General features: G+C 58.9%; 13 protein-coding genes. 6 read left to right on the forward strand and 7 right to left on the reverse strand.

The features are described 5' to 3' along the window. Positions 1 to 3: 3 nt before the first annotated feature. Positions 4 to 1077 carry a LacI family DNA-binding transcriptional regulator gene (locus Q0K10_RS11205; RefSeq protein ID WP_294507014.1) on the forward strand — a complete coding sequence of 358 codons (1074 nt, stop codon included), beginning with the start codon at positions 4 to 6 and terminating at the stop codon, positions 1075 to 1077. A 60-nt stretch (positions 1078 to 1137) separates the two neighbouring features. Here the strand turns inward: Q0K10_RS11205 and Q0K10_RS11210 are convergent, their stop codons facing one another. Genes Q0K10_RS11210 through Q0K10_RS11225 form a run of 4 tightly spaced genes read right to left on the reverse strand, consistent with a single transcriptional unit; the run spans position 1138 to position 8133 of the window. Further along, entirely contained in the window at positions 1138 to 3111 is a 1974-nt protein-coding gene (locus Q0K10_RS11210; protein WP_294507016.1) for an ABC-F family ATP-binding cassette domain-containing protein, read from the reverse strand. A 16-nt stretch (positions 3112 to 3127) separates the two neighbouring features. Continuing rightward, on the reverse strand, positions 3128 to 5779 hold the full coding sequence (locus Q0K10_RS11215) for a bifunctional serine/threonine-protein kinase/formylglycine-generating enzyme family protein (RefSeq protein WP_294507019.1): 2652 nt from the start codon (positions 5777 to 5779) through the stop codon (positions 3128 to 3130). A gap of 24 nt (positions 5780 to 5803) precedes the next feature. Continuing rightward, positions 5804 to 7597 (reverse strand): hypothetical protein, encoded by a 1794-nt coding sequence (locus tag Q0K10_RS11220; RefSeq protein WP_294507021.1) that lies wholly within the window; start codon positions 7595 to 7597, stop codon positions 5804 to 5806. Beyond that, positions 7594 to 8133 (reverse strand): hypothetical protein, encoded by a 540-nt coding sequence (locus Q0K10_RS11225; RefSeq protein ID WP_294507023.1) that lies wholly within the window; start codon positions 8131 to 8133, stop codon positions 7594 to 7596. Before Q0K10_RS11225 ends, Q0K10_RS11220 begins: the two co-directional genes overlap by 4 nt. Before the next feature lie 205 nt (positions 8134 to 8338). Here Q0K10_RS11225 and Q0K10_RS11230 point away from each other — a divergent pair, with 205 nt between their 5' ends. The 5 genes from Q0K10_RS11230 to lpxB are packed head-to-tail and all read left to right on the forward strand — an operon-like array spanning position 8339 to position 14204. Then, on the forward strand, positions 8339 to 9454 hold the full coding sequence (locus tag Q0K10_RS11230; RefSeq protein WP_294507025.1) for an LptF/LptG family permease: 1116 nt from the start codon (positions 8339 to 8341) through the stop codon (positions 9452 to 9454). 22 nt (positions 9455 to 9476) lie between these two features. Next, positions 9477 to 11324 carry a peptide-binding protein gene (locus tag Q0K10_RS11235; protein ID WP_294507027.1) on the forward strand — a complete coding sequence of 616 codons (1848 nt, stop codon included), beginning with the start codon at positions 9477 to 9479 and terminating at the stop codon, positions 11322 to 11324. Positions 11325 to 11355: 31 nt separating this feature from the next. Continuing rightward, positions 11356 to 12159: a 4-hydroxy-tetrahydrodipicolinate reductase gene (gene dapB, locus Q0K10_RS11240; protein ID WP_294507029.1), complete on the forward strand. Its 804-nt coding sequence runs from the start codon at positions 11356 to 11358 to the stop codon at positions 12157 to 12159. A gap of 22 nt (positions 12160 to 12181) precedes the next feature. Further along, on the forward strand, positions 12182 to 13039 hold the full coding sequence (locus Q0K10_RS11245; protein WP_294507030.1) for a DUF4886 domain-containing protein: 858 nt from the start codon (positions 12182 to 12184) through the stop codon (positions 13037 to 13039). A gap of 7 nt (positions 13040 to 13046) precedes the next feature. Then, the gene (lpxB, locus tag Q0K10_RS11250; protein WP_294507032.1) at positions 13047 to 14204 is read left to right on the forward strand and encodes a lipid-A-disaccharide synthase; all 1158 of its coding nucleotides are present in this window, start codon (positions 13047 to 13049) and stop codon (positions 14202 to 14204) included. 9 nt (positions 14205 to 14213) lie between these two features. Here the strand turns inward: lpxB and Q0K10_RS11255 are convergent, their stop codons facing one another. From Q0K10_RS11255 to Q0K10_RS15635, 3 genes are all read right to left on the reverse strand, one after another. Then, positions 14214 to 15107, reverse strand: coding sequence for a hypothetical protein (locus Q0K10_RS11255; protein ID WP_294507035.1), 894 nt, complete (start codon positions 15105 to 15107; stop codon positions 14214 to 14216). 131 nt (positions 15108 to 15238) lie between these two features. Then, positions 15239 to 15769, reverse strand: coding sequence for a sugar-binding protein (locus tag Q0K10_RS11260; protein WP_294507037.1), 531 nt, complete (start codon positions 15767 to 15769; stop codon positions 15239 to 15241). A 15-nt stretch (positions 15770 to 15784) separates the two neighbouring features. Further along, a complete protein-coding gene (locus tag Q0K10_RS15635; RefSeq protein WP_366943000.1) occupies positions 15785 to 15937 on the reverse strand; it encodes an H-X9-DG-CTERM domain-containing protein in 153 nt (50 codons plus the stop codon). Positions 15938 to 16004: the final 67 nt, after the last annotated feature.

Genomic DNA, 16004 nt, shown 5'->3' on the forward strand with positions numbered 1-16004 from the left:
CGGATGCACAAAAGAGCGAATGTTACATTGAAAACGGTCGCCGCGACGGCAGGTTGCTCCATCGCGGTTGCCTCCACCGTTCTGAATGGATCGCGTGGCAATACGAAGGTGAGCGACCCGATGCGGCGGAAAATCCTCGGGCTGGCCGCCGAACTCGGGTATCATCCGAATTCCGCCAGCCAGATGCTGAAAACGCGTCGCTCCACAACGCTCGGAATCTACGTGCAGCCCAAAAGCTGGCGGAGTTTGAGCAATGACTACGAGATGGCGATCTTCCGCGGTGTCGAGCAGGCGGCGCGCGACCGGAACTACAATCTGCTCGTGCTGAATATCAGCAGTCGGAATCTGCCGGATATCTGCGCGGAGAAAATCGCCGAGTCGCGCATCGACGGCGTCATCCTGATTCATTCCGATTCGAATGCGGAGTGGGTCGACCGGCTGCTCCGCGTGAGTTCAAACGTCGTCGCGATCGATCAGCCGGCCGAACAGTTCGGACTGAGCCGGGTCGTCTTCGACAACCGGGCTGCCGTGGAACTTGCTGTCAAAACGCTTTTGGAGCTCGGCCATCGCCGGATCGGTTTTATCGCCGACTGCACGACCCATGGAGTCGACTCCCGCCTCCGTGAAGACGCATTTCTCGACTGTGTCCGGCAAGGTATCGTGGATGCCGATCCTGCATTGCTTTTCAACCGCACCCGGTGCAAGCCGCTTCCGAATATCGAAGAGCGCTATTGCGAGCTCGAAGGCGAAAGAGGATTCCGTTATCTCATGTCGCTTCCGGAGCCGCCGACTGCGATCATCACCTACAATTCGCTGGTCGGCGTATCGGTACTGCGCGAGGCGCGCCGGGCCGGAATAGAGGTTCCGCGCGATCTGAGCGTCATTGGAATTGACTACTGCGAATTTACGAACTTCATCGATCCGACGCTTTCCGTGATCGATCACGTCCTCACGGAGATGGGACGGGCGGGAACCGAGATGCTCATCGATCTGATCGAGCAAAAAATCTCCGCTCCCGCGCTGCGCAGCTTTTCTCCGCTTTACCGCCCCGGCAACTCCGTCGCTCCGCCCCGGTAAATCCGGAGAGAGCCGGCCGGCCGGGCCGGGCGGCCCGGATGTTTCGGCCGTCGAAACCGTTCAATTCAGCTCGCGGTGAATCCGTTCGTTCTCCTGCCGGATCTCCTCAAGTTCGGAGGCCGCCTTCTCCCATTCGTTCATGGTCGACTCCATCGTCTTTTGAAGCTGGGAAAGTTCACGGTTGAGCGTCGCAAAGTCGAGCTTGCCGTCGGAGGAGAGTTCCTTGTAGAGTTCCGCCTGACGCTTTTCGAGCTTTTCGAGTTTTTTCTCCAGCGCCGCGACCTTCTGTTCGGCCTCCTTCTTTCTGGCGGCGATCGCATTGCGCGCCTGGGCGCGGGCGCGGCGGCGGTTGCGGGCGAGATCCGGAGAGGATACGTTCGTCTCCTGTTCCGGTGTCGTCGTCACGCCGGCGGCACGCAGTTCGGCGGACTTTTCAAGGTAATAATCGTAGTTCCCGAAATATTTTCGGATTCCGGGCGGCTCCATCGCGATGATTCCGGTCGCGACGTTCCGCACGAATTCGATGTCGTGACTGACAACGCAGACCGTCCCGGAATAATTTTTCAGCGCCTCCTGCAGCAGTTCGCGCGCGGCCACGTCGAGGTGGGTCGTCGGCTCGTCGAGCACGAGGAAATTCGGCGGATTCACGAAGATCCGCGCAAACAGCAGCCGGATTTTCTCGCCGCCGGAGAGCACCCGGCACTGCTTCGAAGCCGCGTCGCCCGAGAAGCCGAACGAACCGAGCACATTCATGAGGCCGGACGTCGACGCTCCCGCCGGGAGATTGCCGCGCACAACATCATAGACGGTCTGCTCCGGGATGAGCAGATCCGCGAACTCCTGTGCCTGATAGCCGATCACCGAGTGATGTCCGAGGACAACCCGCCCCGAGGTCGGTTTGAGCATTCCGACCAGCAGTTTCAGGAACGTGGTTTTGCCCATGCCGTTGTAACCGATGAATGCGAGCTTGTCACCCGCATCGATCGAGAGATTCACATCCTTTAGAATCAGCTTGTCCGGCGTGTAGCCGAACGAGAGATTCTCTATGCGGGCGGCCTCGGTTCCCCCCGGCGGCGGTGCCGGGAAGCGGATCGCTCCGTGGTAACTCAAATCATCGGGCAGTTCGATCTCCTCCATCTTGTCGAGCGCTTTCTGCCAGCTCTTCGCCTGTGCGGCCTTCGAACTTTTGGCGCGGAAGCGGTCGATCACCCGCTCCAGGTGCTCTTTCTTGCGGTCGGAGTTGCGTTTGGCGGCCTCCAGATTGCGGCGTCGTTCCTCGCGTTCGCGCCGATAGTAGTCGTAGTCGCCGGGGTAACGGGTCACCTGTCCGGCGTTGACCTCCAGCGTGAGGTTCGTAAGTTTGCGCAGCAAAAAGCGGTCGTGCGAAATCAACAGCAGCGTTCCGGGGAACGACTTCAGGAATTTGCACAGCCACTCGACGGCCGGAATGTCAAGGTAGTTCGACGGCTCGTCGAGCAGCAAGATGTCCGGCCGGGAGATCAATACACGCGCAAGTGCGGCCCGCATCCGCCATCCGCCTGAGAACGACGAGAGCGGCTGCGTGAACTTCTCCTCTGGAAATCCGAGATTGCTGAGCGCCTGTTCCGCCTCCACATTGAGCCGGTAAGCTCCGAGGTGTTCGATCGTCGACTGCAGCCGGCCGTGGCGGGAGAGCATTTTCTGAAGTTCATCATCGTCATCCGTGCCCTGGTGGAGCAGTTCTTCCAGGTGGTGAAGTTCTTTCTGCATATCGCGCAGTTCAGGAATCGCATCGGCCGTGAATTCAAGCAGCGGGCGCGTGACCTCGTCGTCCGGCAGATGCTGCTTGAGAATGCCCAGACGCATATCCTTCGGAATGCTGACCGAACCGCGGTCCGGCGCGACATCGCCGGTGATGATGTCGAAAATCGTACTTTTTCCGGCACCGTTCGGGCCGACCACACCGACCCGGTCTCCGGAATTGACCCGGAAAGAGGCGGAGTCGAGAATCACCTCGCCCGCATAGGTTTTTGTCACATCTTTGAAATCAATCACAATAGCACCAGTTTCTTTACTTCAAATCCGGAGAAGCCGGAATTCCTCCCGAGGACTCCGGGAGTGGAGGAAGCTCCAGCACATAGCGGAAGCCGAGATCCCCCGCACCGCCGTTGACATAATAGACATTGGTACAGTTCGCCTGTTCCGCTTCAGTTGCGTAAGAACCGCCGATCACCATGTAGAGACGTCCGTTTTCATCCGGAGAGCGGATGAATTCCCGTACATTCCCGGTCAAATCGAGCACTCCGTAAACGGACACATCCGCGGGAAACTGGCCGGGAGGAGCTCCGACCGGAAAGTTCCCCTGTCGCGGATTGTCGTGAAGCAGCGCTTTCCCCGGTTCGTAGACGTTGCCCCATACGTAGGTTCTGCCGTCGACGCCGCGCGCGGCCTTTTCCCATTCGAGTCTGCTCGGCAGCCGGCAGGGGAGGTCGAGTTGTTTCCCAAGCCAGGCGCAATACGCTTCCGCCGCTTCGCCGGAAATTCCGACCACCGGAAGATCGGGGGTGAACGGAGGAGCAAGTTCCCCGTCTTCGTTCCAGATCGGACGACGCTCTTCCGAGGCCGGATCGAATGCGAACCACCCGAGATACCGCCGTTTTTCCGCCGGCGACTTCAACTCCTTCCAGAATTTGAGATATTCGGCAAACGTGACCTCCGTTGCGCCGATCAGAAAGGACGGAAGATAACTTTTTCCCACCCCGAATCGGCCGGAACTGCTGCCGTGGAAAAACTCCCCTCCGGCAATGTAACGGACATTTGACGGAAAAGTGTCGGGTATGGCAAGCTCAACGGAAGAGCTGCCCGCCACCGGAATTGTGACGGGAGCCGTCACTTTCACGCCGGACGGCAGAGAAATGTCGAGAAGATAATTCCCCGCGGGCAGTTCGAAGGAGTGGGATACGTCGCCGATCGGCAGATTGGCCGCCGGTGATCCCGGAGTTCCCCCGTCGATCGACGAGCCGAACCAGACGATCTTGCCGGAGGTGTCCCGGATCGTCATGCGGCGTCCGGGGTGTTCCGTTCCGCGGATCAGCAGGGTTCCGATCCGGTTGTCGATCTTGTTCACCAGCGCGGCGAGTTCCGCGTCCTGCTCCATCGCACGATCGAAAATGCCGCGCCAGCGCGCCCGAACCTGGCGCAGAAAACGCTGGAGCGTGCTGTAATTTTCGATGCGCAGGTAGAAAATCAGACTCGACTTGAAAATATCCCGGCACATCCGGTTCACGGCCGCCTCCCGCAAACCCAGTTCCGTCGCGCGGCTGATGAACTCCAGCGCGGAATTGTAACCGTTTTCCTGTTCGGAGATCAGTCGGAACAGCTCGTTTTCCAGGTCGCGCTCCCGTCCGTCGCTCATGGTCGCTTCCGAACGCTCCTTGAGCAGGTTGAATGTGCGCAGCGCGAGGGCATTGTAGTTCTTCGCCTGCGTATAGTTGTACTCCGCAAGGTTGATGAATGAACTGCTCTGCGACAAATTGGAAAAATGTGTGAACCCGAAGTACCCCGCCCAGGTCAACGCCGCGGCCATCAGCGTGGAGGGAATCAGCGGGTGACGGCGAATCAGCTTGGTCAGGCGGTAGAGCGGAGTCGGCGAATACACTTCGACCGGATACCCATCCAGATAGTTGCGGATGTCGCGCAGAAGATCGGAAACTTTCGCATAGCGCTTGTGATAGTCGCGAGCCATCGCTTTCCTGCAGATCGCTTCGAGTTCAAGCGGAACCAGAGCTGCCCGGGGAGCTGCCTTGCGCGGCGGAACAATGCGTCCCGCCACCGCTCTGCGCATGACCTCTTCCGACGGAAGCGTCGTGTCGATCGGGGCGGTTTTCCAGGTCAGCATCGTGTAGAGAATCGCTCCGAGTCCGTAGACATCCGCCGCTTCCGTCGGTTCAGTCACTTCTCCGGTGAGTTGTTCCGGAGGCATGAAGGCGGGGGTCCCCCCGAGGACAACCTTGCTTTCGCTCGGCGGATCGGGAGGCGCGCTGTCGAGTTCGCATTCCAGGTCGAGATCCATTTTGCTGCCGGCCCCCCCCTGATCGAGATCCGCCCGGTAACGTGCCATGCCCCAGTCCATGACGAGTACCTCGCCGTAATCTCCGACCATCAGATTGCCGGGCTTGAGGTCGCAGTGCAGAATTCCGTGACTGTGCGCGAATGCCACGCCGTTGCAGGCGCCGATGAAGATTTCAAGCAGCCGGTGCAGGGTATAGGTGCGGCGATATCCTTCCTTGTCCTCGTTGAGCTTGCGCAGGATCACCCGCAGCGTTTCACCCTCGACCCGTTTCATGGTGAAGTAGACGCCGACGTCGTCAAAGACTCCGAGGCGGTGAACCGGCGGAATGTTCGGATGGTCGATCTGGGCGGTCGCGCGCGCTTCGCGGATGAACCACTCGATCCGTTCGGCCTTGTTGCGATACTGCGGGCGCAGGATCTTGAGGGCGACTTCGCGGTTCAGGCCGGGTTCGTGGGCGGAAAACACCGCCCCGACACCGCCGATTCCGATGGCTGAGAGTCCTTCGTAATCCTCGATCCGGTCGCCGGTGGGGAGTCCCAGGGCACGGCGGAGCTCTTCCGGCGAAAGCATCGTTTCGCTGGCCATGCCGTAGATCAGGGTTTTCTGGTCGTCATCCCGTTCCGGAGTCGGATGTTTTTCGTCGTCGTTCACGTTCCTGTTTCCCGCCGTTACCGGTTATTGCTCATATCCGGCGCGGGTTTCGCGTACACCTTTCGAGAAATTCTCAAAATACTCCGCGTCAGGCGCCTTGTCCAGCCGGATCGTTTTTGCGCCGTCCCATTTGAAATGTTCCGGAAATACGAAGCACTTCGCCTCCTGTCTCCGCCCCATGTCGAAATCCTCGATTGCTGTTACGATTCCGACGAAGTCGCCCTGTTTTGTGATGATGAAGTCGCCGGGTTCCGCCTTCAATTCTCCTGCGGGACTGCGTCCCGAGTTGCGAATGTAGAGCTGAGACCCTCCCTTGCTGAGATCGAGCGAGCAGCGCCCGTTCAGCGAAGCCGACTCCTTGCCGAACGACCGCGCCTTGAAGAGGAAAAGATCCTCCAGCCCGCGTTGTTTCAGTGCGTCGATGGTCAGAGCCGCGAGCGGTTTGCGCCCGCGGACCGTGAACTCGATCGCCGCGATGCGCGGCTCTCCGGGCAGAAGCAGCAGCGGGCCGCGCAGAAGCGTTCCCGGCTGTTCCTGCGGCGCCGTGGAGATGTTGACCCGGTATTCGAGTTGATCGATCCGCTCGAAATTCAGCGCGTATTTTTCGTCGCCGAAAAGCTGCTTGTGGAATCCGGGCATAACCGTTTTTCCCGCGATCTGAACCAGCGGCAGGAAGTAGACCCCGCCGCCCTCCTGGCTCAGCAGCAACCTTCTTTCCCGCAATGCGAGGGTGAGACGAACGACTGCCGCGTCGTAGCGTTCCAGCACGTCGCTGCGAAGTTTCTCCTCGGCGGCGCGCAGTTCGCGCTGTGTGGCCTCAAGTTGTGCGCGGGCGGTGTCGGCCTGCCCCTGCTTTTCGGCGATCATGCGTTCGGCCTCGGCCTTTTTCGCCGCGGTGCGGGCGGTTTCTTCTCGGCTTTTGTTCAGCTCGGCTTTGGTGCGGGAGAGCTCCGTAACGGCATTTTTGAGCATGTTTTTCGCATCGGAAAGCTGGCGCTGCGCTTCACGCATTTCTGCTTCGCGCTGTTCCGCCAGCTTCCGGTTGCGTTCGGACTGGCTGCGCACGACCGCCAGGTCGTGTTCAGCCGCACTGAGCTGCCCCTTCGCAAACGAGAGATCGCTTTCGAGCGACTGGGCCTCCTCGCGGGTTCGGGAGAGGTTCGCCTGTTCGGACTGGAGAGTGGCGCGGACGCCGGCAAGTTCGTTCTGCCGGGCCGCGAGCTCCTCCCTCGCCTTCATGAGAGCGCTGCCGGTCTGTTTGAGTTCCGCTTCCCGTTCCTCAAGGCTTTTCCGCGTGTCGGTGAGCTGCTGCTGGCTGACGGCGAAGTTCGTGTTCAAAACAGCCAGGTCGCCGGAGACCGACTTAAGACTGTTGTGCATCCGGGCGAGTTCGCTCTCCGCTTCCCGGCGCTGGACGGTTGCGAGCGCCCGTTTGCGGATCTCCTGTTCCAGTGCTTTCTGAAGCTGTTCCGGCGACAGGGCACCGGCATTTTCGGGATGCAGTTCGAGTTTTTGTTCGATCAGCTCGGCTTTGGCCAGGGTTTCAGCGAGTTGTTCTGCGAGTGCTTTGAGTTCTGCTTCGCGTTCTCTGGAAAAACCCTCCCGCGCCTGCGCTTCGCGCAACTTTTCGCGCATGGATTTGAGTTCCGCGCTGCGGCGGTGCAGCTCCTCCAGGATCAGCGCGGTGGATCCGCGATCGAGGATCGCTCCCTTCCCGGGCGTCACGCCGGAATTTCCCTGCGACGCCATCCCGGCGAGCATCGTGAGCATCGCCGAGACGAGAAAGTCGCACATGACGATTAAGATCGATCGATTCACTTCTCATCGCCTCCGCTTGAGAGCAGCTTTTTACGCAGCGGATAGAGCAGCGCAAGCCGCAGAACCAGACTCAGAATGATGCCGAACAGCGTCGACGAGTAGGCGATCACCAGGCTGCTGTGTGTGGAGAACACCATCAGCAGAAAGCCCGAGATGGTTCCGAAAAGCCCGATGTAAAGCGGCACGTCGAAGAAGATGTCCGCATTGTCAAGCTCCTTGAGGCGGATCTTCACGGCCGCGCTCCCGCGCCGGATGCCGTTCACGACAATGGCCGCAACGAGAAAGGAGAAGAGCTGCAGCAGTCCGATCGCGGTGAATACGCACATTGCAATCCGCCCGAAGGCGCGCTCCCGGGCCGCGAGGGTCTGCGGAGAGCCCGGTTCCACCCGGCCGAGCACCTGTTCCCCGGCTCCGCCCATGAAGAGATCCGGCACGAGCTTCGTATGGTCGAAGAGATAGTTCATGAGGTAGAAACATCCTGCCGCGATCACAATCAGCAGAATCGCCAGCAAAATCCGGTTCCCGGTCTTTTTCATAACATCCAGACTCCTTGCATGAGATTTTAACGGAAAAAAACGCCTATACCATTAAGATACAATACGCCCGTTTTCCGGAATATTCAAGGTTGTTTTTCAGGAATTCGAAACAAACCGATTTGCCAAAACGGGGTTTTGCATGTATCTTTACTGCATACATTCGGGAAATCGTTCTTCGTTCACAACATTTGAACTGCGGCGCGTTATGAAAATTTTAAACTGGTATGTGACCCGCGGGTTTCTGCTCGCGTTCGGGATGGCGATCGCCATTTTGACTTTCGGCATGACCGGGGCGAACCTGATCAAGGTGTTCGACCTGGTTTCGCAGGGAATCTCTTTCTGGACCTTTCTCAAATTCACCGGGTATATTCTGCCGATTGTGCTGACCTTCACGGTGCCGTGGGCGGTCATGGTCGCGGTGATGCTGGTTTTCGGCCGGATGTCGGCGGATTCGGAGATCACGGCGATGCGCGCCTGCGGAATCTCGATTCTGCAGATCGTTTCTCCGATTCTGATTTTCACGTTTCTGCTGACGCTGCTGTGCCTCTATCTTCAGGTGGAGGTCGGGCCGCCGTTTCTCGGCAAATCGCGCGACCTCATGAAAACCGCCGCGATCGACCAGCCGCTGGCTCTCTTCGAACCGGGCAAGCAGATTTCCATTGAGAACACCATCATCTACATCGATGACAAAGAGGGGGACAACAGCCTGAAGGGCGTCCAGATCTACACGCTTACCGATACCGGGAAAGAGGTTGCGCAGGATATCTCTGCCACACGCGGCAAATTGCTGGTGGACAAGGAAAAACAGATCTTGACCGTGCAGCTGTTCGACTGTCTGCTCATCAACAAGGCTCCCGGCGCCGCGAGCGGCAACATCGGAACCGACGGCCCCCAGCGGCTTTTCTCCGAAGAGCTTTCGTTCAGCTTCAATTACGGGAAGGAAGCCAATGAAATGCGGGTCAGCATCAAGCCGAAATTCATGAAGCTGACCGATCTCATGGGGCGAATCCGCCTGACCAAGGAGTTGAACAAGGATACCACGGAGCTCGAAGTGGAGTTGAATCAGCGGATCGCATTTGCGCTCTCGCCGATCGCGTTTCTGCTGCTCGGGCTGCCGCTCGCGATTCGGACCAGCCGCCGCGAAACCTCGGTGGGGCTGTTCCTGAGCGTGATTCTTGCGGGTGTGTTCTTTTTGTCGATCATCCTGTGTGAATCGCTGTCGATGTTTCCGCACCTTTATCCGCAGTATCTGCTGTGGCTGCCGAACATCATCTTCCAGATCGGGGGCGCGGTGATGACCTACCGGATCAGTCAGCGATAGCGCGAACGGGAGGAACGTTGTCGTGAACAACCACGGATATTTGAAATTCATTCTGACCGTTCTGGTTCTGGTGATCGCCTTTTTCGGTTACATGCTCGTGACGGCGATCGACCGTGTCCGGGAGAGCAATCTGCGGATTCTGGAAAAAATCGAGATGCTCCCCGGCCGGATTCAGTTTTCCGCGCGGATGGCGCCTCCGATTTCCGGAACCGTTCCGGACCGGCAGACGTCTGCGATCGCCAATGCGGCGTTCTTCGATCCGGAAGCCGAAACGGGCGGGCGGTTGATCCTCGCGACGAGTGTCGACACCGCGAACATGAACTATCTCATCAACAACGATGCCGCGGCGGCCGAATTCAATTCGTTGTGCGGTTCCTCGCTGGCCGAGCGGAATTTTGAAAAGCCCGAGGAGTTTCAGCCGCTCATGGCCGAATCGTGGAGCGTCTCCGATGACCATCTTGTCTACCGGATCAAGCTCCGCAAGGGGATCTACTGGCACGATTTCACCGATCCCGTGACCGGGAAAAAGCATACCGACGTAGAAGTGACCGCGGCCGATTTCAAATTCTACGTCGATGTGGTGAAGAATCCCGATGTGAACTGCAAACCGATGCGGGGGTATCTGGAGGATCTGCAGGAGGTGAAGATCATCAATGATTACGAGTTCGAGGTGCGCTGGAGTCGTCCTTACTACGGGTCGCTCGCGGTCACGCTCGGTCTCTCCCCGATGCCGCGCCACCTCTACCACGCCTATGACGGGCCGTTCGACGGGAAGAAATTCAACGACGACCACGTTCGCAACCGCATGATCGTCGGGTGCGGGCCGTACATGTTCGTCCGCTGGGACAAGGACCGGCGCGTGATCTTCCGCCGCAATCCGCGTTATTTCGGGATTCGCTATGGCGCCGCGCCCGCGCTGGAGAACATCGTTTACGAGATCATCAAACATCCGAACACCCGGTTTCAGGCGCTGCTGTCCGGAGATCTCGACCGGCTCGACCTGACGCCGGACCAGTGGGTGCAGCGGACCGATGAGAAGCCGTTTCGGGATGGTACGCTCAAAAAATACAAGTACCTCGCGTTCTCCTACACCTACATCGGCTGGAATCTCACGAATCCGCTCTTTGCCGATGCGAGGGTACGGCGGGCGCTGACCATGCTCATCGACCGGGAGAAGATCCGGAAAGACGTCTATTTCGATCTGGTCGAAACCGCCACCGGACCGTTTTCCCCGTCCAGCAGTTACACCGATCCGGAGATCAAGCCGTGGCCGTATGATCCCCCCGCGGCGAAAAAACTGCTCGCGGAAGCGGGCTGGAGGGACGAGGACGGCGACGGGATTCTCGAGAAGGATGGACGGAAATTCTCCTTCACGATGCTTCAGGCCGCGACCAGCCCCACGCAGCAGCGGATGATGCCGATGATGAAGGAAACGCTCGCCGCGGCGGGAATCGATATGAAAATTCAAAACATCGAGTGGTCGGTCTATGTGCAGCGGCTGGAAGAGCAGAATTTCGAGGCGTGCTGCCTCGGCTGGACGAGCCCGATCGATCCGGATCCGTATCAGGTGTGGCATTCGAGCCAGGCGGGAGTTCACGGCAGCAGCAATCACATCGGCTTCCGGAACGCCGAGGCCGACGCGATCATCGAGGAGCTGCGCCGGACGTTCGATATGGAGAAGCGGATCGAGCTTGCGCGCCGGTTCTGCCGGATTCTGCATGAGGAGCAGCCGTACACATTTCTCTTCGTGCCGTACAGCCTCGTGGCGCAATCGAGCCGTTACCGGAATGTGAGGGTGTTTCCGGTCGGAATGCCGGAATCGCTCTTCTGGGTGCCGCGGAATGAACAGCGGCCGGTTCCCGGATTGTAACCAAATTTTTTTCATGGAAAGAGAGAACAGCATGATTCAAACCGTTGTCATTGGAGCCGCGGGCCGCATGGGCCGCCGGCTGGTCGCGAACATCATGGAGAGCACGACGCTGGCGCTTTCCGGCGCCACGGAGTATGCCGGGTCCCCGTTTCTCGGGCAGGATGCCGGGCTGGTTGCCGGCTGCGGCGAAGCGAAGGTGGTGATCACGGCGGATCTCGAAAAGGCGCTCGAAGGAGCGGAGGCGGTCATCAACTTCGCCACGTCTGGGGTCATCGAAACGACCCGGGCGGCGGTTGCGAAGGGGTGTGCGGTCGTGATCGGAACCACCGCACTGAAGCCGGAGGAGAAGGCGGAACTGGCCGAACTGGCGAAAAAAAGCGGCCGGATCGTCTCGGCCTACAACATGAGCGTCGGCGTGAATCTGCTTTTCAAACTTGTGAAGGAGGCCGCGACGATTCTCGGTCCCGCCTACGACGTCGAAATCACCGAGATGCACCACAATCAGAAGAAGGACGCTCCGAGCGGAACCGCCGTGCGGCTCGCCGAAGTGGTCTGCGAGGCGTGGAACTGGGATTACGACAAGGATGTGCGCCATGGCCGCGAAGGGCTGGTCGGTGCGCGCACGAAACATGAGATCGGCATGCACTCTCTGCGTGGCGGCGATGTGGTCGGCGACCACAGCGTGATCTTCGCGATCAACGGCGAACGCGTGGAGCTGACCCACAAGGCGTCGAGCCGCGACACGTTTGCAAAGGGGGCTCTGCGCGCGGTTGAATTTCTCGCGAACGCAAAGCCGGGGCTTTACGACATGCAGGATGTGCTCGGACTGAAGTGATATTCGCCCGGAAGGAGGAGGCATGAGAGATTCGTTGCGAATCCTGACCATCGGCAACAGCTTTACTGACAGCCTGACGCGTTATTTTCCGCAGGTGGCGGAGTCGGCCGGATGTCATCTGACGTTCGACCGTGCGAATTTCGGCGGGTGCGAGCTGGAGCGGCACTGGAGCTACATTTCTGCGGAGGAGGCCTCTCCGGTCTGCCGGATTTATCAGGGCGGACGCAAGCTGCGCGACATTCTGTCCCGGGGATGGGACATCGTGACGATGCAGCAGGCGAGCCACCAGAGCTGGCGGTCGGAGTCGTTCCAGCCGTTCGCCTCGAATATCTTCAACTACGTCCGGAAACACGCTCCCGGTGCGGAAGTCGTGATTCAGCAGACCTGGGCTTATCGGGCCGATGATCCGCGCCTGATGCCGGGCGGAGAGTGGGGATTTGATCAGAACGGAATGTACGAACGTTTGACCGCGAATTACCGGAAACTCGCGAAAGAGCTTGATTTGCGGGTCATTCCGACCGGGTTTGCGGTACAGCTTTCGCGTGCGGCGGAGGAGAAGCCGTTTGCGAACTACGATCCGGCGATTCTCGAAACGCTGCGCTGGCCCGATCTTCCGCCGCAGGCGGGGGATGTGGTCGGGCAGTGTTTCTACCGGAAGGATCCTGAGAGCGGCGAGCTTCGGATCGGGCGGGATCTGATTCATCTGAACTGCCGCGGGCAGTATCTTCAGGCGTGCGTCTGGACGGCGTTTCTCTTCGAGGTTCCGGTTTCGGCGATTTCGTTCGTGCCGGAAGAGCTCGACGATCGCGATGCGGCGATGCTGCGCAGCGTCGCCCGACGGGCCGTCGATGAATTCAAACAGGAAAAACGGCAGGGGTAAAACAATAGTGAAACGGTCGATCTGGATTCTGGCCGGCGAAGCCTCCGGCGACGTCTACGGCGCGAAACTTGCCCGGGAACTGCGCCGGATCGCGGCTGAGCGCGGCGATGAGTTGACGATTTCCGGGATGGGCGGTCCGAAGATGATCGCCGCTGGAATCGATATCCGGGTCGATTCGACCGAACTCGGCGTGGTCGGCGTGATCGAGGTGCTCAAGCATATCTTCACGTTCATCGGGATCTTCTTCCGGCTCGTAAAACAGGCGCGGCGGGAGCGGCCCGGTGCGGTTGTGCTGATCGATTATCCCGGATTCAATCTGCTGTTCGCGCTCATGATGTATGCGAGCCGGATTCCGGTGATCTGGTACGTCTGCCCGCACCTGTGGGTATGGGGCAAGTGGCGGCTGCCGGTGCTTGCGAAAATCTGCACGAAGATGCTTGTGATCTTTCCGTTCGAGACGGAGGTTTTCGCGCCCACCCGGTTGGAGACGGAGTTTGTCGGGCATCCGCTCATCGACATCGTTGAAGAGCGGCGCAAGCCGGAGATCGTGCGTGATCCGGAGAGTTTTCTATTGTTGCCGGGCAGCCGGACGATGGAGATCAATTTTCTGCTGTATCCGATGCTCGATACGATCACCGAACTGTCAAAGCGGCATCCGGAATTGAAGTTTCATCTGGCGGCGCCGCGGGAGAAGATCGCCCGGCTCTGCCGCGAGAAGCTTGCAGACTACCGTCGTCGTCACCCGGAGACGCCGGAGGTTGCGGTCAGCTGCGGAGACACGAGCGACTGGCAGCAGCGCGCCGGAACGGGACTGGCCGCGAGCGGAACCGTTACGGTCGAGTCGGCCATCGCGGGATTGCCGCTGGTGGTGGGTTATAAGCTGAACTGGGTGACGATTCTGCTGGCGGCGCTGGTGGTGAAATTGTATCGCGGATACTTTACGATGGTGAACATCATTGCGAACCGCGAGGTGTTCCAGGAGTTTCTGCAGCACCATTTCCGGGCGTCGGAACTGGTTCCTGCGGTGGAGGCGATTCTGCCGGGCGGTTCGCGTCGGGCGGAGGTGGAAGCCGGTATGCTTGAGGTGAAGCAGCTGCTTTCTCCGAACAGCAGCAGCGCGGGGCGCCAGGCCGCCGAGGCATGCTACTCGGTTCTCGTCCGCTGAATGGAGATCTCAGCGGGGATACTCCCAGTGGATGAGGTCGTTGCTCCATGCGACGCCGATGCAGGCGTACTGATCGAACACGATGCTCTCGTCTTCAGGCCCCGTTCCGTGGAAGAAAAGCAGCGCCTTGCCGACGGCAGGTTCATCCCGGAGGTCGATGACGGCTCCCGCGGTGAGACGGCCCTGTGCCCATGGCCACTCTTTTTGACCGAGGGTGATGAGGGTTCCGGTGTCGTGCCAGTGGGTGAGATCTGTGCTCTTCAGCAGGCCGATTCCGTTTTGGGGCGAATGCCAGAGCCAGTATTCGCCGTTGACGACTGCGGCGCAGACGTTTTCGCCGCTTTCGGTGCGGCCGTGATAGTTCCAGTGCACGAGGTCGCGTGACCAGGAGAGCGACACCCCGGCCTGTTTGTAGAAACACCAGAACTTGCCGGGTTCATCCTTGTCTTCGAGCAGATACGGATCGATCATCCGCTCCATTTCCTCCCGCGGAACAGCATCTCCCTTGACCCGGAGCAGTTCGGGGTCGTCCCAGTGTACGAGGTCGTCGGAACGCATGAGGAAGATGCGGGAATCCGCCGTGCCGTACTTCTCACCGTTCGGGCGGCAGTAGGTCTGGCAGCAGAGGCAGAAGCGTCCGCTGAAGCGGATGATGTTGCCGGGGCTTGAGAAGTTCAACGCCTGGTCTCGCACAGAGAGTTTTTTTACCGGCGTGAAGTGGAGCAGATCGTTGGTGGTCGTCATCGCCAGATAGAGGAACACTCGACCGTCCGGCTCGGTTTCGACCAGGGTGAAATAGAGATAAAGGCGTCCGTTGTGAAAATACACCGCCGGGCTGCGGTAGGCGGTATGCGCATCCCCTTTCAGCAGGATCGGGGATGCGAGTTGCTTCATATCGATCATCCAATGAAACTCCTCCGGTTGCTTCGCATTATTTGTAATACTTTGGCATTCCGGAGGAGGTTTTTCCAGTCAGGATTCCATTTTTTTACGAATTTACCGGAAGAGCTTCGGGGGGGGAAGTAGTTTAATTTTTATTTTATGAGTTTGAGATTTCCCAGCGACCGGGGGCTGTTCCAGTAGTTCGCATTGCGGTAGAAGGTCATGCCGACATGCTGGCGGAATCCGCGGTCGATGTCGTCGGCCATGACGTTCAATCCGAGCACCGTGTTTTCGGCGGGTTTCGCGTTGAAGAGCGAGAAGGGAACGGCGACTTCAAGGAGATAGCCGTTTTTCCAGACTTTGCTTTTCATCTCGATTTGTTTTTCAACGCCAGTGCGGACCAGGCCGCCGAGCGATGCAACATTGAGCATCGGACCTTCGCTTTTCGTGATTCCGGAGGGCGTCATGATGAGCAGCAGGTCGTCGGCGGTGATGGTGCGGGAACGTTTTTCCGGATCGGAGACGCTGCTGGCAAACAGCCGGATATTGTCGCTGTCCCGCCAGTCGCGGATCAGGGAAAAGTTCACTTCCCCGATTCGGTACGGGACGCGCGCCGCCAATGTCGGAAAGACGAGATCGGTGCAGAGAAGCAAAATATGGAATTTACTGAAATACCCTGTCATTATTTCTCATTACAATCACATGTTGTTGACCAGGGCCATGTATTCGTTCAGGTGCCAGAAACCGCGTTCACTCAACTGATTGGTGTTCTGGGACTGAACATGGCCGTCGATGAACATGGCATTGGACTTTCCGGTATGCCTTAGTGCGATATAATATTCTCCTATTATGAAAAAGTCAAGAGACTGACCCTTTCTTTGGTTATATTTTTTCTGTTATTTGTTAAACTCCGCCTCA

It is taken from the genome of uncultured Victivallis sp., assembly GCF_944391105.1.
Taxonomy (GTDB): domain Bacteria; phylum Verrucomicrobiota; class Lentisphaeria; order Victivallales; family Victivallaceae; genus Victivallis.